The 21585-nt window shown below is 39.8% G+C and carries 18 protein-coding genes and 1 pseudogene; 16 read left to right on the top strand and 3 right to left on the bottom strand.

Translation table 11 applies throughout. The annotated features are described in order from the left end of the window. Positions 1–113: 113 nt before the first annotated feature. On the bottom strand, positions 114–1160 hold the full coding sequence (locus tag NST40_RS20030; RefSeq protein WP_342409920.1) for a DUF418 domain-containing protein: 1047 nt from the start codon (positions 1158–1160) through the stop codon (positions 114–116). A gap of 184 nt (positions 1161–1344) precedes the next feature. On the opposite strand from NST40_RS20030, the gene NST40_RS20025 reads away from it, so the two are divergent. The 4 genes from NST40_RS20025 to NST40_RS20010 all read left to right on the top strand — a co-directional run bounded on the left by NST40_RS20025 (position 1345) and on the right by NST40_RS20010 (position 5679). Beyond that, a complete protein-coding gene (locus tag NST40_RS20025; protein WP_076127204.1) occupies positions 1345–2493 on the top strand; it encodes a VanZ family protein in 1149 nt (382 codons plus the stop codon). 153 nt (positions 2494–2646) lie between these two features. Then, positions 2647–3414: an ABC transporter ATP-binding protein gene (locus NST40_RS20020; protein ID WP_076276159.1), complete on the top strand. Its 768-nt coding sequence runs from the start codon at positions 2647–2649 to the stop codon at positions 3412–3414. Continuing rightward, complete coding sequence (locus tag NST40_RS20015) at positions 3401–5320, top strand: ABC transporter permease (RefSeq protein WP_076276160.1); 1920 nt, start codon at positions 3401–3403, stop codon at positions 5318–5320. Before NST40_RS20020 ends, NST40_RS20015 begins: the two co-directional genes overlap by 14 nt. 5 nt (positions 5321–5325) lie before the next feature. Next, positions 5326–5679, top strand: coding sequence for a YxeA family protein (locus tag NST40_RS20010; RefSeq protein ID WP_076276161.1), 354 nt, complete (start codon positions 5326–5328; stop codon positions 5677–5679). Positions 5680–5761: 82 nt separating this feature from the next. On the opposite strand, the gene NST40_RS20005 is transcribed toward NST40_RS20010, so the two are convergent. Together NST40_RS20005 and NST40_RS20000 are read right to left on the bottom strand one after the other, a co-directional pair. Beyond that, entirely contained in the window at positions 5762–7153 is a 1392-nt protein-coding gene (locus NST40_RS20005) for a HAMP domain-containing sensor histidine kinase (RefSeq protein WP_342409919.1), read from the bottom strand. Positions 7154–7159: 6 nt separating this feature from the next. Next, positions 7160–7861: a response regulator transcription factor gene (locus tag NST40_RS20000; RefSeq protein WP_076276163.1), complete on the bottom strand. Its 702-nt coding sequence runs from the start codon at positions 7859–7861 to the stop codon at positions 7160–7162. Positions 7862–8202: 341 nt separating this feature from the next. Here NST40_RS20000 and NST40_RS19995 point away from each other — a divergent pair. The 12 genes and pseudogenes from NST40_RS19995 to NST40_RS19940 form a co-directional block, all read left to right on the top strand. Next, positions 8203–8734, top strand: a pseudogene (locus NST40_RS19995) (MMPL family transporter); the annotation flags it as partial. A gap of 294 nt (positions 8735–9028) precedes the next feature. Then, complete coding sequence (locus NST40_RS19990) at positions 9029–9892, top strand: MurR/RpiR family transcriptional regulator (RefSeq protein WP_042129113.1); 864 nt, start codon at positions 9029–9031, stop codon at positions 9890–9892. 573 nt (positions 9893–10465) lie between these two features. Beyond that, positions 10466–11371: an N-acetylmuramic acid 6-phosphate etherase gene (murQ, locus tag NST40_RS19985; protein WP_076217895.1), complete on the top strand. Its 906-nt coding sequence runs from the start codon at positions 10466–10468 to the stop codon at positions 11369–11371. A gap of 57 nt (positions 11372–11428) precedes the next feature. Then, positions 11429–12883 (top strand): extracellular solute-binding protein, encoded by a 1455-nt coding sequence (locus tag NST40_RS19980; protein ID WP_076190768.1) that lies wholly within the window; start codon positions 11429–11431, stop codon positions 12881–12883. Between the two features lie 104 nt (positions 12884–12987). After that, complete coding sequence (locus tag NST40_RS19975) at positions 12988–13890, top strand: sugar ABC transporter permease (protein ID WP_060622964.1); 903 nt, start codon at positions 12988–12990, stop codon at positions 13888–13890. Between the two features lie 18 nt (positions 13891–13908). Further along, positions 13909–14769 (top strand): carbohydrate ABC transporter permease, encoded by an 861-nt coding sequence (locus tag NST40_RS19970; RefSeq protein WP_076127188.1) that lies wholly within the window; start codon positions 13909–13911, stop codon positions 14767–14769. After that, the gene (locus NST40_RS19965; protein WP_076127187.1) at positions 14769–15989 is read left to right on the top strand and encodes an anhydro-N-acetylmuramic acid kinase; all 1221 of its coding nucleotides are present in this window, start codon (positions 14769–14771) and stop codon (positions 15987–15989) included. The genes NST40_RS19970 and NST40_RS19965 overlap by 1 nt, the downstream gene beginning before the upstream one ends. Further along, entirely contained in the window at positions 15990–16961 is a 972-nt protein-coding gene (locus NST40_RS19960; protein WP_076276165.1) for a GNAT family N-acetyltransferase, read from the top strand. It begins immediately after the preceding gene. A gap of 2 nt (positions 16962–16963) precedes the next feature. Then, positions 16964–17671, top strand: coding sequence for a PIG-L family deacetylase (locus NST40_RS19955; protein ID WP_076106428.1), 708 nt, complete (start codon positions 16964–16966; stop codon positions 17669–17671). 98 nt (positions 17672–17769) lie between these two features. Beyond that, positions 17770–18912, top strand: a complete 1143-nt coding sequence (locus NST40_RS19950) for a DUF1343 domain-containing protein (RefSeq protein WP_076276166.1) — start codon at positions 17770–17772, stop codon at positions 18910–18912. Positions 18913–18929: 17 nt separating this feature from the next. Next, entirely contained in the window at positions 18930–20492 is a 1563-nt protein-coding gene (locus tag NST40_RS19945) for a glycoside hydrolase family 3 protein (RefSeq protein WP_076220045.1), read from the top strand. A 128-nt stretch (positions 20493–20620) separates the two neighbouring features. After that, positions 20621–21538: a BadF/BadG/BcrA/BcrD ATPase family protein gene (locus NST40_RS19940; protein ID WP_342409918.1), complete on the top strand. Its 918-nt coding sequence runs from the start codon at positions 20621–20623 to the stop codon at positions 21536–21538. The last annotated feature ends 47 nt before the right edge of the window (positions 21539–21585 follow it).

Genomic DNA, 21585 nt, shown 5'->3' with positions numbered 1-21585 from the left:
TGATCTGTCGCCTAAAAGTTAAAGCGCTTAAACCCAAAAACCCCTTTTTAAAAGGGGTTTTTGGGTTTAGATAAGAAATTCCGACTTGAATTGAGGCGAGGAAAGCGAAGCTTTTATCGTTTGATTGCAGGCTTTGTTCCATAGGTCATCAAGCGCCAAACCTTTTCTAAAGGGCCCATGGAAAAAAAATTGAACCAAATGGTGCTAAAAATGATTTGAATCATATAAATCAGAACTGCGATGTAGAGAATATCTTTTGGTGAAACGACTTCGAGACCTATCATTGAAATGATTGCCGTCCCTATAATGCTTTGTGCTACATAATTTGAAAACGCCATTTGACCCACCCGTGATATGGGTTTCAGGAATTTCACCATTTGTTTATTTTCTAATAGTAGAAATAATGTTGTTAAGTAGAACAAAGTGGTTGGGAGAGATCCTAAGCCCGTAACTGAATCTACATTGCTGTTCCCATTTTGAGAAGCGTTCCAAATCCATAGTGAAAAACCAATGAACAACAGAAATGATACCATTTGAATCCATCTAATGGGTCTTGTTAATTCTTGTATGTGTGTAAGCCAACCTGACTTTGCGGTTAAAAAACCAGCTAAAAACATAATAAAGATTTGTATAGCGTCATTAGAAAAAATATCAAGAATAGATGAGATTGCCCCTTGAGAAGGCAGGAATATTTTTACCACTAAGGAAATGATGTAAATGGATGTCATACCCATAAGCCACTTTTTAAGTGTAGAAACCGTTGTGTGATAAAAAGGGATCAGAAACAATCCGATAATGGCATATGCGGGCAGAATGGTTCCCCAAAAGATAAATACATGAATGATTCCCAGCAGCAAAAGGATTAGTAAACGTCTAGCCATACGCCATCTGGGTTTATCTCCCCGGCTTTCGGCTCTTGAGGCGAAAATGTATAGACCTACACCAAATAGGAATGAAAAAATAGAAAAGAACTTTTTTTGTACGAAGATGATTATCAAGCTATGGATGATTCCATTAATGCCACTATAGTCTGGTAAGGGATCTCCTTCCATAATAACTTTAAAGGCTCCAACATTTATAAGCAGAATGCCAAAAAGAGCAAGTCCGCGAATGATGTCGAGTGAAATGATTCTTTCTTTTTGCGAAATGGAGGGATTCATTAATAGTGCTCCTTTGAAAATATTTTTATTTGCCTAGGAGTCAGTATAAGTTGCGAACCTTACATTAAATTGATGCCAACATTACAGGATCCTTAAATTTGATAAAATGTTCCAACTCCAGTTGAATTAGAATCAGTTTTATGGTTAATATGAATACTAAATCATTTTGGGGTGTGAACTAGAAATGTCAGCATATACTCAACCGATCTTTGTGGCAGCGATCTTTTTTGTGGTTTTAGCATTTGCCTTATTTATCCCATGGCTCATTTATACCTATAGAAAATATAATTACCTTCCCTTTTCTACCACGTTAATTTCGTTTTCGTTTATCTTTTACTTTCTAGCAGCGTTATTTTTAGTATTGTTGCCGTTGCCGGAAATACGTAACACTTGTTCTCTTCAAAAACCGGGTACACAACATTATTCACTTATGCCATTTCAATTTATAGTGGGCACCTTTGGGAATAGTGGCATCGTGTTATCACAGCCTGCAACTTATAGGCTATTATTTAGCCAACCCTCATTCTATCAAGCGTTTTTTAATTTCTTGCTATTATTACCTTTTGGTGTTTATCTGCGATACTTTTTTCAAGATAAGAAATATTGGAAGAAAGCTCTAGGCTTCACGTTCTTATTAACTTTATTTTATGAGATAACACAGGTAACCGGCATTTACGGGATTTATAATTGCCCTTATCGTATTTTTGATGTGGATGATTTATTGTTAAATACTACTGGCGGTGTACTGGGGTTCTTTATTGCTCCAGCTGTGTTGGCGTTATTCCCGTCAAAAAAGAAAATTAAGGAGAAAGCGGAAAGATTATTAGCGCTTGATGAAGTAAGAGGGATGTCTGTGTTACTGGCTGTTATTATTGATCTATTTATCAGCAACCTAGTAGTTAAAGTTGTGTTGAGTATGACCAACGTTAATATGGTTAGTGAATTTATTGCGAGCACCATTACACTTTCTGTAACCTTTTTTATTATTCCGATGATTTGGAATGGATCGACAATCGGTACGAAAATAATGCGTTATCGCTATGACAGTAAAATAAGTCGAGTGGAAACTAACAAACGATTATTTAAACGCTTTGGTGCCATTTACGCGATGTACTTCATAACAGTCATTGCGAAAACGTTGAATAATGTGGAAATATCAATGGATTCTCCATTTTATAAGGCATCTATATTCTTAACGCTAGGTGCTGGATTGACCTCTCTCATTTTAACGATCGTATTGTTCGTTCATGTTATATTAGTCGTGTTTGGCAAACAAAAACGCCGCTTTTACTTTGATGAAGCTTCTGATTTATATACAACCAGAAAAAAATGAATGCTATTCAATAGCAAAGGGATACTCCGTAGTCTTAAATGGCTACAGGGTATCTTTTTTTTGTAGATTTAAGCTTGTTGTAAGGTTGGCATGAATTTGCTGTAAGGTTCGGTGCCTATAGTATAAGTATCAGCAAATTATGAGGTGAAATGAATGGAACCATTATTAAAAGTAGAAAACGTAAAAAAAGTGTACGGGAAGTTAAGTGCTGCTTACACAGCGTTGGAAAACGTGTCTTTTGACATTCATGAAGGTGAGTTTGTAGGGATTATGGGACCTTCCGGAGCGGGAAAATCAACCTTGCTAAATTTGTTAGCAACCATAGATTCTCCAACAGAAGGAAAGATATATATGAAGAACAAGAGTATTCATGATCTGAAGGAAACAGCTTTGTCAGACTTCCGGCGTGAACATCTCGGGTTCATCTTTCAAGATTACAATTTACTCGATTCCTTGACGGTAAAGGAGAACATATTGCTTCCCCTGGCGATTGCCAAAATTCCAGCGAAGAAAATTAATCACCTCGTGACTCAGATCTCTAAAGTATTTGGGATTGAAGATTTACTGGGGAAATATCCTTACCAAATCTCTGGGGGTCAAAAGCAAAGAACCGCTGCGGCTAGAGCGCTCGTGACAGAGCCTGCACTGATTTTGGCTGATGAACCAACAGGTGCACTTGACTCCAAATCAGCAACAGATTTATTGGAAAGCTTAAGTACTTTAAATGAAAATAACAATTCGACCATTATGATGGTGACCCATGATGCCTTTGCCGCAAGCTTCTGCCGCCGGATCATTTTCATCAAGGATGGTTCATTTTCAACAGAAATCTATCGTCGTGATCAGACACGCAAAGCCTTCTTCCAAGAGATCTTAGAGGTTCATGCGGCCATTGGGGGTGAGGTAGATGACGTTATTTAGTCTAGCAAGAAAAAATATAGCCAGAAACTTCTCGCAATATTTTTTATACATCGCATCGATGGTGTTTAGTATCGTCATTTACTTTACATTTGTGACCTTAAAATATAGTGATACGATAGCAGAACAGACGGCTTCATCCCAAAAACTGGGTTCCCTAATGAGTGGAGCGGCAGTCATTCTTATCTTTTTCGTGTTCATATTTATAGCTTATTCCAATTCATTTTTTATGAAAAAACGTAAAAAAGAAGTCGCACTGTATGCGTTGCTGGGGGTACGTAATCGTCAAATCGGTTTTATGCTCTTTTTTGAAAATTTATTATTAGGATTATTCTCTTTAATAGTAGGGATTGTATTTGGCTTCCTTTGTTCAAAAGGATTTATGACGATTTTGATTCATTTAATGGGTTATGACGTTGTAGCCCCCTTTACTTTTTCAATGGCGGCAGCGATGAACACGGCTATCGTATTTCTGGTTATTTTCTTAGTGACATCGTTTCAAGGCTACCGTTTGATCTATCAATTTAAGCTGATTGATTTATTTCATGCTTCCAAAAAGGGAGAAGTGGCGCCTAAACCATCTATGATAGTAGCTGTTCTTGGAGTGTTACTTATTGTCTTGGGCTATTGGCTTGCAATGCAGGACCTTTTCACTTCTAAGGTATGGGCAAAAATCGGATTTCTCATGACCGTATTAATTATTTTAACAACGGTAATTGTGGGTACATTTTTATTGTTCCACAGTGTGACTGGCTTTCTGTTAGCAATGATTAAGAAAAATGAAAAGTGGCTGTGGAAGGGCCTTCATGTAATAACCATTTCGCAGCTGCTCTATCGTATCCGTGGGAATGCACGTACATTAACTGTGATTGCTGTGTTGAGTGCTACAACAGTAACTGCCGGTGGAGCGGTCTATAGCCTGTATTACAATACGAATGACTCGGCAAAAACGATTAATCCGAATACCTTTATGTATCAATTAACAGATGCAGAAATGGATAAACAAGTAAGTGCTGTACTGCCAGCTACAAAATACGATGAAAATATCGAAGCGCTATCCATTACGTTTCATACGAAAGAATTAAACTCGCGATCCTCGTTCGATAGCTCTGATAAAAGAGGGTATACTGTTATCGATGAAAAAACATACAACAATTTAGCAAATGTACAGCATAAAGAAAAATTAAATGTAAAGGATGGCTACGCGGTTATTTTAGATATCGGATATAACAAAAGGTTCTCACCTATGTATACAGGAAAAACTATAACAACAGGCAACGGCCATCCACTCACATTCCAAAGCTTTAAAACACAAACCGTATTAAATGCAGGTACAGCAGGTATAACAGTTGTAGTCTCGGATGAACAGTATAAAGTATTACGGAATGATGGAGAAGTGCTACGCTATCGTGTTCTTGGGGTAGAGGATGCCTCTGTGGATTTATCTGCAAAAATTGCAAACCAATTACCTGAAGAAGCGCTATTTTCAAGCAGGCCTCAAGATTACCAAACAAGCTTGGAAAGTGTGGGTTCTCTACTTTTTATAGGAAGTTTCCTTGGACTCGTATTTCTGGCTGCAACAGGCAGTATCATTTACTTTAAAGTTTTAACTGAGGCAGAAGAAGATAAAGCACAGTACAATATGCTGCATAAAATGGGTGTCAGTGCAAAAGAAATGCGGAAATCCATTGCGTCACAGGTATTCGTTATCTTTGTTGTACCGCTTATAGTAGGGTTATTGCATAGTGTAGTGGCTTTAAAAGCATTCTCTAGTCTACTGATGATAGATTTAGCAAAGCCAGTGTTGCTCTGGATGATTGCTTATACCCTAATTTATGGGTTGTATTATTTCTTAACCGTAGCTTCATACAATCGTATTATCACACTAAATAATAGAACAGAAGGATGATTGAGATGAAAAAATTTCTAATTACTATGGGTATTTTGTTTGTTGTTGGGGTTGTAGGTGTCTTTGCTCTAGCAAAGATTGATTTCAATCGCATGAATGCCGAAAATTATTATTTACAAATTACAGAGGATGGGGAACCCCATGAATATAAACTGAGTGATGGTACAGTGATGACTTCCTATTCCTATACACTAGAAGCTACAAATGCCAAAGGTAATACAATTCCACTGGAATTTAATGCACAAAAAAATCTTCGTAAAGGCGCCTACTTAAAAATGTATGTAAAAAAAGGTGATCAAGTCTCCTCATATGATGAAGTGAAGGTAGAGGATATTCCGCTAAAAGCAATAAAAAACTAATAAATTGAAGAAGGGCTGTCTCCAATAAAGGTAATGGAGCACAGCCCTTTTCTCTGCCTAATGAGTAAGTAAGGCATTTGTATTATAAAAGTATAGTAATGGTGGTTCCGGTATTCTCAATGCTCGTCATATCGAGTTTCCCCTCATGAGCCCAAATAATGTCTCTTGCGATGGCCATTCCTAAACCAGTACCATGCTTACTCGTTGTGTTTGTACCCCGATAGTAGCGTTCGAAAATATGTTCCAGATCTTTAGCTGGAATTCCATGACCATTATCAGAAATTGTAATTTGGGTATGCGGACTAATGGTTTCCACTCGAATCTTCACCACAACATTTTCATCGTTATGCACCAGCGCGTTGTAGATCAAGTTAAGGATCGCTCGTTTTAGTAATTTTTTATCTACTTTATGTACAGCTTTAACCACATTTGCCTCAAACTCTATCTTCCGTTCACCAAAGGTCGGGTCATTTAAAAGTTCAATCGTCATTTCTCGTAGAAACTGAACGAGATTCACCTCTTCAAATTGCAGGGATAGCTGGTGATTACGCAAACGTGTCGTTAAATTGAGGTCATCTAACAGATCTTTCATATACATCGATTTACTCTTGATAATTGACGTGTATTCCTGTAATTCTTGGGCTGTTAAATCTGTGGCACTGTCGTTAATAAATTCTGCATAACCTTGAATAGAAGCAAGTGGTGTCTTCATGTCATGTGAAACATTGCTAATCCATTCCTCACGCATTTGATCGAGACGTTTACGTTCCTCTTCATGTCGATCGAGCTTTTCAGATAGTTCATTCATATTACGAAAAACATCTTCATAAACACCTTTGGGAGTAGGCATTTTCTTAAAACGTCGTTCCCTGAGCTGTTGAATACCCTCTATTAATGTATGAAGGGGTGCAGTTAACTTTTTCCCAAATAGAAATCCAATGAGGATTACAATAAGCACATCAACGATTAAAAAAATGAAAAGAAAAACATTAACATCTTTGAAAATTTTAGCGTAGTCATAGGTCATTACGTAGCGGCCTATTTTAGGATTATTAATCCCTAAAAAGTAACTGAAATGTTGGGCTTCGCTGACAAAAACCGTCGTGCGTGCATCTAATTCTTTATATTTATACATTTGTACAATTTCAATAGGAGAATACTCTGTTTTCAATTCTTCAGGGGTATAAAATGCTGCTGCTTGCTCCCCTTGGTCATTCAAGAATTGTACCCAGGCGCTCATTTCTTGTAGTTTTTTGAGACCTTCTTCATTCACAACAGGTTTGCCAGCCTGTAATTCTACGTATTGTGAAAAGGTTCGGCTAAAGGTTTCTGCAGATGCTTCTTCAGTGCCAAAGTTATTATTATTTACCTTTATAACGAATAAGGAAAGGAACAAAATCGCGTTTACAATACCAACGATCACAACAATAGTCATAACCGATCTTAAAAAGCGGAGTGTCAATTTCCATTTCAACTAGTCTCACTCCTTGGTATTTAATTTATAACCTAACCCTTTAACCGTCAAAATAAAGGAAGGATTTGAAGGGTCTGCCTCAATTTTTTCGCGTAAGCGCCGAATATGTACCATCACTGTATTATCGGAACCAAAAAAGTCCTCACCCCACGCCTGTCCAAACAAGGTTTCTTTGCTTAGAATCTGATTGGGATGATGCATAAAACAGCTCATTAAACCGACTTCTTTGGCGGTTAGCACGAGGACCTCGCCATTCTTTTTTAATTCTGTCTCATTGGCACTAAGCTCAAAGGGGCCAGCTTGTAAGCTTTTCGGAGCTTTTTTTTCTTCTGTAAAGCCAGCTCTTCTCAGTTGTGCCTTTACCCGGTAAGCGACTTCTTTCGGACTGAACGGTTTAGTAATATAATCATCGCCACCTATCGCCAGTCCTAACAGCTTATTAATTTCCTCGTCTTTTGCAGACATAAATAAGATGGGTGCATTTGATGTTTCCCGAATTTTTCTGCATAAGTCATATCCTTCTCCATCTGGGAGCATAATATCTAGCAATATAAGCTCAGGCTTATACTCCTGAAACTTGTCCCAACCCTCTGCAACGGTCCCGGCAGTTACAACGTCTGGAACACCTTCTTTATGTAAAACAGCCTTCATCAGACGCGCTAAATCATCTTCATCGTCTATGATTAATACCCATTTACGACTTGCCATTTATTTCCCTCCAAATCCGTCTTTATGTACATTATTACATTATAAAGAACTCTTTATTTCTTGCGCAAAAAAATCGCAAAAGAAAGGCTTGCATGAAGATGGATATTACTTAGACGAACATAGCAAAGCAATATTCGGTCATTTATTAAAATTCATTCTAGATATAGACAAATCAGGTAAGGAGGAGAAATTGTTACGCCCCCTGCCTTCCATGGCATTGATCTGCACTGTATATGGCCCTTTGAAGATGTTCGCTAAAATGATGGAAGAAGGTGAGTTACTGTATTCGCTTGAGCTCGAAGAAGAACTTGCAGACAGCTTTTGGAATGCCAATAGATTGCAGCGACTTGCAAGGAGTGCAAGCAGCCTTAACAGGAACAACTGCAACCAATGCTGATTTGCAGAATATTTCACAGGATGACTTTGTACGTACAGCCGTGATTATGCTGGTCGGAATCATAATTGTGCTAATAGTCATTACGCGCTCTGTGTCCAGTTCTCTGTTCATTATTGCTTCCTTGGTGCTAGTGTACTTACTTCTCTTGGAATCAGTGAAATCTTGAGCTGGATCGTTCCATTTTTCAGCTTCATTATGATTGCAGCCCTGGGCGTTGATTACAGCATATTCCTGATGATGCGGTATAACGAGCTTGAAGGGGATGTTGGATCACCTGCGCCGCGTTGATTCCTTCGGGCGTAACGACACTTATACAGGTAGCATTCGTATTAATCATTGCACTATTATTAAGTGTAGCGGCCATGCCGGTGTTCTTGACTGCATTAATGCAGCTTGCTAGCAAATTAAATGGTTCAAGTACGGTGCTACATCAAAGAATGTCGTTGACAAATCGAGTCATATTTAGACGGCAGTAAAATTTAAAAATACATGCGTATTACGTATGCTGAGAACAATAGAAAGAATCTTCGGGGACCTTTGTGGTCCCTTGTTTCACCATATCAGAAAGTATATAATTATCGACTATACCTTACAACTTTATTACGCTATAATCAACGTAAAGTCACCAGATGACCTAAGAGTAGGATGATTTTAATAGATTAATTAATATTAGCTTTGATATGCCGAAACGTATTTTGTTATTGAAATAGGTTGTTTATATTGTTTATGATATTAATAAAGGTGTTAATTAAATCTAGAGTAGGTAGATTATGAGTCTAAATGACAACGTATTAATTAAAATTCGTGATATGCGAGAGAGTTTTACACCAGTTGAACGATTGGTCGGAGATTACATTTTAGAAAATACGGAAGAGATCCCTCATTTGTCGATTAAGGAATTGGCTCAATCGAGTAAGACAAGCGATGCATCTGTCCTTCGTTTCTGTAAGACGATGGGTTACAGCGGATACCGCAATTTTATTGTGAGTATATCGGCATCTTTGGGTTCTCGTGATGAGGATTCAAAGGCTCAATATACAGATATTCAGCCAGGTGATGATCTCTCGACAATTATATCAAATATTTCATTGAATAATTGCAAGTCCATTGAGGATACGCTTAGTGTTATTGATCGAAAAGAAATTACAAGAGCTGTAGAATTACTATGTCATAGTAAGCGAATTGTTTTCTTTGGAATAGGTGCTTCGGGACTCGTTTGTATGGACGGGGAACAGAAGTTCTCGCGAATTAATAAGATGTGTCATGCCTATACAGATGGTCATAGTCAGCTCACGGCAGCAACTTTACTTGAGAAAGATGATGTTGCCATTTTCATTTCTAACTCTGGAGCAACTAGTGATATTATTGATGCACTGGAAATTGCCCAAAAGAATAGAGCGAAATGTATTGCGATTACGAAGTACAATAAAAGTGAGCTTGCGGAGCGGGCGGATATTGTACTGAGCATATCCACACCTGAAATAACAATCCGCAGTGGGGCTATGGGCTCACGTATTGCGATGCTTACGATCATCGACATATTATTTGCTGGTGTCGCAAGTGCAGAATATGAAGAAGTAAAAACCTACTTAACAAAAACGCATAATATATTAAAGAAAAAACTTAGAAATTAGGTTCTGATAGAATGAATGTGAAGGAAAGCATTGATCATGGATCAATGCTTTCCTTTTTTTGTATTTCATTCGCTTATTCGTGTACTAAAATGTACTACATATCAATCCATGTTAGATTATCTACATGATGAATACGTTGATCTAATGAATATAATAAGTAGTTTAATTCAATAATTAATAGCTTGGCACACAATAATGAGGAAGAAAATGAATGGAATCGAAGACGAAACATCATCCGGTTGAACGCGGATGATGTAACTTTATGTTTCGTTTGGAGCGATAATCAGCAAATAATACATTTTTTTAAATCGCTTTAACCTTAGAGCCATAGCGATCAAAGCAAATGGTAAAAATTTAAATTGTATCTTGTAAGCGCTTTATAAATGTGGTATAACATAGTATGTAAGAAATGAAATAAAACATCAGAATTTAATTTCTTTATGAAATTATATTTCAAAATCTATTGACGAAGCGATGGTGTTGTATTAGTATAAGAGCATAATAATTGTAAGTTAATATAACACGTTTTGTTAACTAAATGACAGATTAAGACTGGGAAGAAGGAGGATGGCTATGAATGACTACCTTGCGGGATTGACAACAGAGGCTGTGAATCCAGACACATTAATGATTGATGAATGTACTACGGAAGAAATGATCCAGTTAATGAATCAACAAGATGCACTGGTCCCCAGAGCTATAACTGAGGAGATTCCGCAGATTGCAAAGGCGGTAGATATTCTACATCATAGGTTGTCTAATGGTGGAAGAATGTTTTACATAGGAGCTGGCTCATCAGGAAGATTAGGTGTTCTGGATGCTTCCGAATGTCCTCCTACCTTTGGTACAGATCCTTCCTTGGTGCAGGGCTATATCGCTGGTGGTGATATTGCTTTGCGTACTGCGGTTGAAGGCTGTGAAGACGATATGGATGAAGGGATCGCATTAATCGAAAGCATTGGTGTAACAAACAAAGATGTACTTATTGGGATTTCGGCAAGCGGTAGTGCAAACTACGTTATTGCAGCTTTAGCGAAAGCAAAGGAACTTGGAGCAGCCACTATCGGTGTTTGTAACAACAGAGGCTCAAAGTTCGAACCCATTGTAGATGTTTGTATAACACCTGTTGTAGGACCTGAGGTCATTAGCGGTTCGACTCGATTAAAGGCAGGAACTGCTCAGAAGTTGGTGCTTAATATGCTGACAACATGCACAATGGTCAAGTTAGGAAAAACGTACAACAACTTGATGGTTGATCTGAAGGCTAGTAATTTTAAGCTCGTAGATCGCTCGATTCGTATCATCATGAACACGACTGGTGTAGATACATCAACCGCCGCAGAAACACTTGATAAAGCATCTATGAACTGTAAGCTGGCAATTATGATGATTAAATCGGGGTTAGATGCAAAAGAAGCAGAACAAGTACTTAACGCAAACGGAGGACGCTTGAAACAGGCAATCGCATCATTGGTTTAGGTGTGAAAAGTGGAATAACAGGATGGATGCTATTAATAATTGAGGAGGCTGTTTTCGATGAAAAAAAGATCACGTGGATTAACTCTGTTTTTGTCAGGAATCATGATGGTATCACTCTTATCGGCTTGCGGAGGAAACGGAAATAACGCTACAACTTCTACAGATTCCGGTAATACAGGAACTAGTAACGGTGGTTCTGAGCCTAAAAAGGATACGATTACAGCACTTTTACCTCCGATATCAGCGAACTATCAAACACGTTTTGCTGATATGGAAAAAGAATTTAATACACTACATCCTAACTTGACTTTGAAAATCGAACCAGCGAGCTGGGAAGATATGACGCAAAAACTTGATACTCAAGTAAATGCAGGGTCTCCTCCAGATATTGCTTTTATCGGTGCTTCAGGAATTTCGAAATATGCAGCACTTAATGTACTAATCGACCTTAACGGTGCCCTTTCTGATGAAGCCAAGGCCGATTATGACGAAGTTCCATTGAAATATTTCCAACTAGGTGACGCTCAATACGGCCTACCAGCATATATGGAAATCCACACTATCGGTGGTAACAAACAATTCCTTGAAGAAGCCGGAATTGATTGGAAAAGCATTCAACAAAACGGTTGGACTTATGAAGAGTTCCGTAATGCAATTTCTAAAGGCGTAGTGAAAAATGATAAAGGTGAAACTACTCGTTATGGTTTCGTGTTCGCAACATCTGGTGTAGCATCTAAAGACTATCTAGCTATTCTTGCTAAAACTGCAGGTTTACCAGATTACTTCGATAAAGATCTTAAATATACGTATACAAGCAAAAACTTCTTGGGGCTACTTACATCTATTCGCGAAATGATCAACGATGGTTCTATGCCTAAAGAGCTAAGCTCTATCGATGCTGGCAAACGGTGGAACATGTTCCTAACGGGCCAAACGATGATCACAGGTAAAGGTTTATCTGCATTTGAAAACTCTGCTCGTCTAAACAATGAGAAGATTAAAGCGAACGATGGTTCAGCTGTTGCAGATTCTATTGAAGTTGATTATATTTCACTTCCAGTCCCAACATTCAACGGTGCCGATTATGTCCCTACTTCAATCGTTGATGGTTATATCGCACTTCGTGGTAAAAAAGCTCCATCTGAAGAGCACATCAAAAATATTGCCCTAGCAACGAATTTCTTGTCTTCTGGTTCAATTGCTGCTAACTACAGTAATGAGCTGTTCTTATCACCAATTACTGAATCTGCACGTAATGCAGAAGTACTTGAAAAATTCCCTCGTAACGAAGATAACGTTGCTGCAGGTAAAGCTATGATGGCAAAAGCGCTTCCGGCTCGTACAGATATTCCTACTGATCTGGCTGCTGAAGCATTAAAAATTGAAACAGAAGTTATTATTCCTAAACTACAAGCCTTACTTGCAAATGAGATTGCTCCACAAGAAATGTATGATGCAGTTAAAGCGGCTGCAATTAAATCTTTCGGTAAAGATGGTATTGTAGTTGACTAGTCTGTCGTAGGCTGACATGTGAAAGCTGTGCGTAGCTAGAACGTACAGCTTTCCTTCTAAATTAGCTAGAGCTTGTACTGTTTTTAGAAGAGAGGTGCGACCCAATGAATCAAACGTTGACTAAAAGAAAAAAATTGAAGCTCGAAAGTGACTCAGGTTGGGGATACGCGTTTATCGCAGTAGCACTTATTGCGTTTTCTTTATTTACCGCATATCCAGTCATCAATGCTTTTATTATCAGCTTACAAAAATATGGTCCATTAGGATCCACTTTTGTCGGCATGGATAACTTCGTTAACTCGTTTTCAGATGAACTTTTCTGGAAAGCGCTGAAAAACACGTTAGTATATACGCTATTAACTGTTCCGTTTAATATTCTTCTGTCATTTTTAATTTCAATTTTGATTATTCCTTTCAAGAAAAAAACACAAACGATCTTTAAAGCACTATATTACTTGCCAGCCGTAGCATCTGGTGTAGCGCTTTCTGTTGTGTGGCTGTGGATCTTCGATCCTTTAAAATCAGGTATTGCCAATAAGCTCGTGAGTTTTTTAGGTATTGAAAATCAAAACTGGCTTGGTTCCAGTGCAACTGCAATGTTCTCACTTGTGTTAATGTCATGGTTATCAAGTCATGGTACAGCAATTATTATTTATATAGCCGCATTACTCGCTATTGATAACAGCTATTATGAAGCAGCTGAAATTGATGGCGCGTCTTTCCTGCAAAAGCTTTGGTTTATCGTTGTCCCTTTCCTTAAGCCAACAACGCTATTCCTACTTGTTACGGGTGTTATCGGTTCCTTCCAAGTATTCCAAAACGCTTATCTTATGACAGGCGGTGGACCAGACCATGCAACAACAATGGTAGGTTTGTTAATCTTTAACAATGCGTTCACATATTTTGAGTTTGGTGAGGCAGCGGCACAATCATTAGTTCTAGCAGCGATTATCGGATTTATCTCATTCCTTCAATTCAAGTTTATAGGTAAAGATGTAGAATACTAGGAAAAGGAGCAGAATACTATGGGTTTGTACAACAACAGCTTAAGAAGCAAAGGGTATCTGTTTATACGTAATGGTGCAAACATTACGTTCCTTATCCTATTCGCCGCAGCTACCATATTCCCGATATACTTTATGGTCATTTCCTCGTTCGGTGATCCGGTAGAAGCTGGTGCAATGAGCTATTCTATCCTACCAAAGAAGATTTCATTTGAATCTTATAAATTCTTTTTTAACTTTAGCCCGCATACATGGGACTGGTTATTGAACTCTTTTATAGTGGCAGCGTGTATCACGGTATCTAACGTATTTTTTGCTACTCTTGCTGGATATGCTTTTGCAAAAATGAAATTTAAAGGGAAAAACATTTTGTTCGCTATTTTGCTGGGATCTATGATGATTCCTGTTCAAGTTACTCAGGTTCCACTATATATTTTGATCGTAAATATTTTTGAATTACAAAATACGTACACTGCGTTGATTATGCCGAGCATAGTAACGGTATACAATATCTTCTTGGTTAAGCAGTTCATGTCCTCCATTCCAGGTGAAATTATTGAATCTGCTAAAATCGAAGGTTGTTCCCAGCCTAAAATCTTCTGGTATATCATTATGCCTCTATCTAAAACAATTATGGCAGTACTAGCAATCCTAACGTTCATGGCGGCATGGAATGACTTTTTCTGGCCGTTCCTAGTAACGAATACGATGGATATGCAAACCATTCAGGTCGGCTTGAAAAACTTTCGCTTTGCGAATACAACTTACTTTGCACCGATGATGGCGGGGGCAACCATTTCAGCAGTTCCAATGTTTATTTTGTTCTTCAGTTTACAAAAATACTTCCTTGAAGGGGTAACAGTTGGAGCGGTGAAAGGTTAATGGACAAACAATCAAAAGTGGATGCAACATACTTAGTTGGCTTGATGTCAGGTACATCAGTAGATGGTATTGATGCAGCAGTAGTTAAGCTTTTCCCTTCAGCCGAAAAAGAGCATGGAGTAGAGATTGAATTACTGGCTTTTGAAAACACACCTTTTGAGGTGCAAGTTAGAAACTCCATATTTGAGCTTTTTGATCCCGCTAGCGCTACGATTGATAAGGTTGGCGCAATGAATATGTGGCTTGGCGAATTATACGCCCAAGCCACATTATCCGTTATAGGGAAATGCGGCCTTTCGCCTTCGCAAATATTCGCAGTAGGATCGCATGGTCAAACAATCTATCATGCTCCGGAAGAGAATGTTATGGGCGGCTATAATCTGCATTGTACCGTTCAGATTGGGGATGGTGCAGTTATCGCCAATCGCACAGGGATTCCTTGCGTATCAGACTTTCGAGTTGCTGACATGGCAATGGGTGGACAAGGAGCTCCGTTAGTACCATTTACCGAATACTTATTGTTTAACAATCCAAAGAAAACACTACTGATGCAAAATATTGGAGGAATAGGCAATGTGACTGTTTTGCCTGTAAATGCCTCACCGGATGAGGTATTTGCTTTTGATACGGGTCCTGGAAATATGATTATCGATGGCCTTGTATCGCAATTATTTATACCAATGACAATGGATGTTAATGGCGAAATTGGTGCGGGCGGTCAAGTGATTGATGAGCTATTGAAATGGATGCAGCAGGATAAATATTATACGATGCCGTTACCAAAATCGACAGGCAGAGAACGGTTTGGCCAACAATACGTGGCACAAATTATTGAAATGATGAAGGTTAATCACTGGAAAGCAGAAGATGTTGTTGCAACAGCTACGTACTTAACTGCCTGGAGCATCGTCGATAGCTATGAACGGTATATTGCACCGCAGCACCAGGCTGAGCAATTGTTAATTGGCGGCGGTGGAAGCTATAACAAGACGCTTTTGCGTGATTTGCAGCACTTATTTGCACCGCATAACGTGCAGGTGCTGACGCAGGAGGATATCGGTGGTAATAGTGATGCTAAGGAAGCAATTGCTTTTGCTCTGCTAGCGTATTACACGATGGAGCGCTTACCAAACAATATCCCGCTAGTAACTGGAGCATCACAGCCAGTAGTAATGGGCAAAATTTCCTGGCCCTATATTGGACGTTCACAGGAGGCTTAAATGTTGCAAATCAGACCCTTTTCAATTGAAGATCACTCTGCAGTTGTAGAGCTTTGGAATCGTGAGGCTACAAAATATGATTATAAGCCATTTACAGAGCGAGAGTTTCAAGATACATTCATCGACCATCCTTATTTTGACGCTGACTGTATATGGGTAGGCTGTGACGAAAAAGGGATTGTTGGTTTTGCAGCTGGCTGCTGCGGTGACGATCTCCCTCTTGGAGATGTGGCGGGTTATATTACGAGTGTTATTATAGATACCCATGTGGCTTCTCTGGAGCTTTACGATGCTTTTCTATTGCGTTTAGAAAAAAGATTCCAAGAACTTGGGAAAAGACAAGCGGATGTATTGTTTTTCAACCCTGTTAAGCTGAAGTGGAGTATACCAAGTGCACCTCAGCATGAGCATAATAATGCCCCGGGCATCAGTAAGGACCTGCCATTATATGAAGCTTTAATGGCTAGAGGCTACGAAGATCGTGCGACGCAATGCGGCATGTATTTAAAACTCGGAAGCTTTATAGTTCCCGAAGATATTTTAGATAAGGAAACCAATGCAAATAGCAAGGACTATTACATTACGTCCTATGTCCCTGATTTACATACAGGGCTTGAAGCAACGCTTGCTGCCCTGCAAAATCCGCAGTGGAAGAAGGATATTGTTACTTACGTGAAGGTTGGCGCACCACTTGTAGTAGCTGTGTACGGAAACGAGGTTGTGGGCTTTGCAGGTCCAATTATTTCGCAGCCTGATGGAAGAGCATTTTTTTGCGGTATCGGAGTGCACCCAGAGCATGAGGGGCATGGCCTTGGCAGTGTATTGTTTTTCCGAATGGTTGAAGCTTTTCAAAATGTGGGCTGTCAATATATCTCTCTATTCACTGGAAATAATAATCCGGCTCTTCGAATCTATCAAAAAGCGGGCTTTACTATTGAAAAACAATTTTCTATATTGCGGAGGGAACTTTAAAGATGAGCGAAAAATTCACAGTATTAGCAATTGGAGCGCATGTTGGTGATGTGGAGCTAGCTTCTGGTGGTGTACTCGCTAGTCATAGTTTAAAGGGAGATCGCATTGTGACATTAGCGTTAACTGCGGGTGAACGAGGGGTCCCGGCAGGACAGGATATGAAGGAATATCGTCAGCAAAAAGTGAAAGAGGCACAGGTTTTTGCGGATATGCTAGGTGGTGAAGCCATTGTATTCGATGATTATTGTGACGGAGAGTTGCCTGACAATCAAGAAATTCGTATGGAGGTTTGTGATGTAATTCGTCGCGTGAAGCCTAACATTATTATTACACACTGGAAAAACAGTATGCATAAGGACCATGCGCTAACGCATCATATCGTAAATGATGCCCGTTTCTTCGCAAGTCTATCATCCTTTGAACGAGCGCTCCCCGCGCACTTTGCAGCAAGATTATATTACTCCGAAAACTGGGAGGATGCGGTTGATTATGTCCCTTACGTATATGTGGATTTCGATCAAGCGGCATTTGATCTATGGATAGATGCTTTAAGCAAGCATTGGTTTGTGACGAATAGCAAATCTTTCAAATACATGGATTACTATAAAGCACTAGCAGTTGTTCGCGGCTGTGAAGCAAGAAAGACATATGCAGAAGCATTTATGGTGCCAGCTGAAACGGTGAAGGTTAGGCAGTCTAGTCTTTGGTAACTATTCAACTAGCTAAGAGGGAGTGTTTCTATGTATTGCAGGAAACATTCCCTTGTTCTATCCATTTATGCGAAAAAGCAGCTAGGAGGCAGCTTCATATGGTGTTAAATGGGATTGATTCTATAACGAATTATCGTTATTTGTTCGAAGGTAAGCGCGTAGGATTGATTACAGCGCCGACAGGTCTTACGAAGGATTTTGCATCAACGATTACTATTTTACATGAAAATTTTAATCTTGCTGCGATGTTTTCACCTGAGCATGGCGTTCGCGGAGATTTGGATGCAGGGGCAGTAGTAGACACTTACATGGATCCTTTTACGAATGTTCCAGTCTATAGCTTGTACCGTAAAGACTCCAAGCGTTTAACAAAAGAAATGCTGAATGAAGTAGACATCATTGTATACGATATTCAAGATGTTGGTGTTCGCTATTACACATTTATTTATACGATGCTGTATGCACTTGAAGATTGTGCAAATGCAGGTGTAGAATTTGTTGTTCTTGATCGTGTTAATCCGCTTAACGGGGTAACGGTAGAAGGGAATGTCTTGAAGCCCGGCTTCAAATCATTTGTTGGAAATTACGAGCTAGCCGTACGATACGGCTTAACAGCAGGTGAGGTAGCAACGATGGCAAATGATCAAATGAATTGGAATGCATCGCTGCATGTCGTTCGTTTGGAAGGCTGGGAACGGAGCATGTCCTTCCCGGATACAGGATTAACTTGGGTTCATCCTTCACTTGGAATACCACGATATGAAACGGCGTTATTATATACAGGAACATGTTTATTTGAAGGCACAAACTGCTCCGAAGGACGTGGAACAACGTTCCCTTTTGAAATGATTGGTGCTCCGTTCATTCAAGCGCAGCAATTGGCAGATGAGATGAATGCAAAAGGTATCCCGGGTGTGTTTTTTCGTCCAGTTCATTTCAAGCCAACGTCATCTAAACATTGTGGCGAGCTATGCGGCGGGGTACAAATTTACATTACAGATCTCCAAGTGCTGAGGCCTTTAGAAGTTGGGGTAACCTTATTATTTGCGATAAGAGATTTGTACGAGCAATTTTCATTCCTGCCTCCTGTGAAGGAGGGCTCTCGTCCATTTATCGATTTGCTGGGGGGAGACAACATGTATCGTACGGACAATATGCAAGCCAAGCAGCTGCTTGAACAGTTTGCAGCGGAAAGCAAGCAATTTGCAGAAATAACACAGCAGTATCATTTATATCGCTAGAGGAAGGTGAATAATTGATGAGAACAATAGAACATATGAGCCTGCGCGAAAAGATTGGACAAATGTTCGTAACAGGCTTCCCTTCAACCGAGATCACTCCTGAGCTGAAGGAAGTTATTGAGCATTATAAAGTCGGCAATATTATTTTATTCTCACATAATATCGACAATAAATATCAATTAGGCGAGCTTGTTACTGAGCTGCAGCAATGGTACACGACACATACTGGTATCCCGGGCTTTATTACGATCGACCAAGAAGGCGGTCGAGTCACTCGTATGCCTAAAGACGCGACCAATGTTGCTGGAGCCATGGCAATTGCTTCTTCAGGACGACCTGAAAATGCGTATGCAGCAGGCAGAATGACTGCCAGAGAATTGAAAGCATTAGGTATTAATTTTAATCTAGCTCCAGTTATGGACGTTAACAATAATGCATTGAATCCAGTCATAAATGTTCGTTCCTATGGTGATTCTGTTGCAACAGTATCCCAGTATGGAATTCAAATGATGAAGGGATTGCTCGATGGAAGCGTCATGTCCTCACTTAAGCATTTTCCAGGTCATGGTGATACAAATGTCGATTCACATATTGGCTTGCCTACCATTGAAAAAACACTTGAGGAATTAGAGCAGCTTGAGCTGCTGCCGTTTAAGGCCGCAATTGAGCAAGGCGCTCAAGCGATTATGAGTGCACATATTTTATTTCCGAAAATTGAAAAATCCGGTGTGCCCGGAACTATGTCTCATACCATTATTACAGAGATATTAAAAGGAAAATTAGGATATAAAGGGTTAGTTGTATCGGATTGTTTAGAAATGGACGCGATCAAACGATACTATGGTACGGCAAAAGGAGCGTTAGGAGCTGTTAAAGCAGGTATTGATTTGGTATTCATTAGCCATACTCCTGAGACAGTGAAGGAAGCGATTCATTTGATCGAAGAAGCTGTAGCCACCGGTGATTTGGATGAAGCGCTGATTGATGCAGCTGTTACAAAAATTTTAGCTTATAAAGCACAATATGCGACGATTGAGGAGCTGGATTATGAACTAGTTGGCTGCGATGTACATCGCCGAGCAAATGAGCTAATGCGTACGGAAACGATCTGCCTCATGAAAGGTGAGCTCCAGCCCATTCATACCGGTGACGAGCAAGTGTTATTTATGGGTTCCTATTCATACCGCACCGATCTTGCGTCCAGCAGCTTGAATCAAGCTCTTAGCTTTCCGCAATATATGGGGGAGCATTTCAATACAGCTTATGAGATTATCGACATTGACCCGAGCGAGGAACAAATCAACGCTGCGCTGCCAAAGGTACAAGGCTACAAGCATATTGTTATCGGCTTGTTCAATGCGCGTGAAAACAAAGGTCAGCTTGCGCTTGTTCAGAAGCTGCTGGCAGCAGGCTGCAAAGTAACGGCCATTACATTAGGTCGCCCGTATGATTTACCGTTAATCGAAGGCGAGTTCTGCGGAATTGCGGCATTTGAGTATACACTTGATGCATTCAAATCACTCCTTCCAATCCTAAATGGTGAGGTTGTACCCACCGCCAAGATTACGATTCAGATGTAGACAAGCATAAACGCCTTCGGCGTCCTTTCAAGGACGGCAAGCGTTTCTGCGAGAAATATAAGGATAATATATCGCGTGAAACATATAAATTCTTATCTTTGAAAAAAGTACAACAAGGGGACATAGGTATGGCATTTATCGTTGGAATTGATGGGGGTGGCACGAAAACAGCTGTCACCATTACGCATGACCAGGAAGACTCTTTATTCACCTTTACTGTAGGGCCTATTAATTATAACGGTGGTGATGCTGATGCTATTGCCGCCTCCTTTGAGGGAATTTTTAGTCAAACGAAGCTCTACTGCGGTAATTTACAAGAAGTTGCTCATATATGTATAGGTGCGGCAGGAATAAGTAATCCGCTGGTCATCAATTTTTTGGAGCAGCATGTGAGAAATAACGGTTATATCGGGCCATTAACGATTACAGGCGATCAAGAAACTGCATTATACGGGGCACAAAATGCGATGCAAGGCATCATTCTCATTGCCGGTACAGGATCGATTTGCTTCGGGGTCAATGAAAAAGGAGAGCAGCATCGCACAGGAGGCTTTGGTCATTTGATTGATGACGAGGGAAGCGGTTATAGCATTGGGCGGGATCTATTATCCGCATTAGTTCAAGTGGATGACGGAAGAATAACCGATACGGTCATCCCAGCGATGGTATATGAGCGGCTTGGCTTAAGTACTGTGAAAGAGATTATTGGCTTTGTTTATGATAAAAATACGACGAAAAAAGATATTGCGCAGCTCGCACCGATTATGACGACCGCATGCGAGAAGGGCGATGCACATGCACTAGCGTTAGCGGAGAAATGTGCAGCCAATCTATATGAGCTTGTTGTGCCTGTTATTGAACGGCTTAAGCTATATGAAAGTCCGATTGCGATTGCAGGAAGTGTGCTGCAAAAGTCTCGCTTTGTGAAAGAAGCCTTGGAGCGAAAGCTCGCACAGAGTTACCCGCAAACAAAGCTGATTTTGCCGATTAAGGATGCAGCCTACGGTGCTGTCCTGTTAGGAAGATCAAAAATGAACAACGACTAGTTTTTATCGATATGGAAAAATAAGGGTGTGTCATAAGTCCGAGCAGT

Source organism: Paenibacillus sp. FSL R10-2778 (genome assembly GCF_038593035.1).
Classification (GTDB): Bacteria; Bacillota; Bacilli; order Paenibacillales; family Paenibacillaceae; genus Paenibacillus_AQ; species Paenibacillus_AQ odorifer.
This window is presented reverse-complemented; position numbering and strand designations above follow the sequence as displayed.

What these genes read in the sequence shown, in the direction of transcription:
- NST40_RS19945 (WP_076220045.1), top strand. Translation starts at nt 18,930, where the DNA reads ATGAGAACAATAGAACATATGAGCCTGCGCGAAAAGATTGGACAAATG.
- NST40_RS19950 (WP_076276166.1), top strand. Translation starts at nt 17,770, where the DNA reads ATGGTGTTAAATGGGATTGATTCTATAACGAATTATCGTTATTTGTTC.
- NST40_RS19955 (WP_076106428.1), top strand. Translation starts at nt 16,964, where the DNA reads ATGAGCGAAAAATTCACAGTATTAGCAATTGGAGCGCATGTTGGTGAT.
- NST40_RS20020 (WP_076276159.1), top strand. Translation starts at nt 2,647, where the DNA reads ATGGAACCATTATTAAAAGTAGAAAACGTAAAAAAAGTGTACGGGAAG.
- NST40_RS19940 (WP_342409918.1), top strand. Translation starts at nt 20,621, where the DNA reads ATGGCATTTATCGTTGGAATTGATGGGGGTGGCACGAAAACAGCTGTC.
- NST40_RS19970 (WP_076127188.1), top strand. Translation starts at nt 13,909, where the DNA reads ATGGGTTTGTACAACAACAGCTTAAGAAGCAAAGGGTATCTGTTTATA.
- NST40_RS19965 (WP_076127187.1), top strand. Translation starts at nt 14,769, where the DNA reads ATGGACAAACAATCAAAAGTGGATGCAACATACTTAGTTGGCTTGATG.
- NST40_RS19960 (WP_076276165.1), top strand. Translation starts at nt 15,990, where the DNA reads ATGTTGCAAATCAGACCCTTTTCAATTGAAGATCACTCTGCAGTTGTA.
- murQ (WP_076217895.1), top strand. Translation starts at nt 10,466, where the DNA reads ATGAATGACTACCTTGCGGGATTGACAACAGAGGCTGTGAATCCAGAC.
- NST40_RS19975 (WP_060622964.1), top strand. Translation starts at nt 12,988, where the DNA reads ATGAATCAAACGTTGACTAAAAGAAAAAAATTGAAGCTCGAAAGTGAC.
- NST40_RS19990 (WP_042129113.1), top strand. Translation starts at nt 9,029, where the DNA reads ATGAGTCTAAATGACAACGTATTAATTAAAATTCGTGATATGCGAGAG.
- NST40_RS20000 (WP_076276163.1), bottom strand. Translation starts at nt 7,861, where the DNA reads ATGGCAAGTCGTAAATGGGTATTAATCATAGACGATGAAGATGATTTA.
- NST40_RS19980 (WP_076190768.1), top strand. Translation starts at nt 11,429, where the DNA reads ATGAAAAAAAGATCACGTGGATTAACTCTGTTTTTGTCAGGAATCATG.
- NST40_RS20025 (WP_076127204.1), top strand. Translation starts at nt 1,345, where the DNA reads ATGTCAGCATATACTCAACCGATCTTTGTGGCAGCGATCTTTTTTGTG.
- NST40_RS20015 (WP_076276160.1), top strand. Translation starts at nt 3,401, where the DNA reads ATGACGTTATTTAGTCTAGCAAGAAAAAATATAGCCAGAAACTTCTCG.
- NST40_RS20010 (WP_076276161.1), top strand. Translation starts at nt 5,326, where the DNA reads ATGAAAAAATTTCTAATTACTATGGGTATTTTGTTTGTTGTTGGGGTT.
- NST40_RS20030 (WP_342409920.1), bottom strand. Translation starts at nt 1,160, where the DNA reads ATGAATCCCTCCATTTCGCAAAAAGAAAGAATCATTTCACTCGACATC.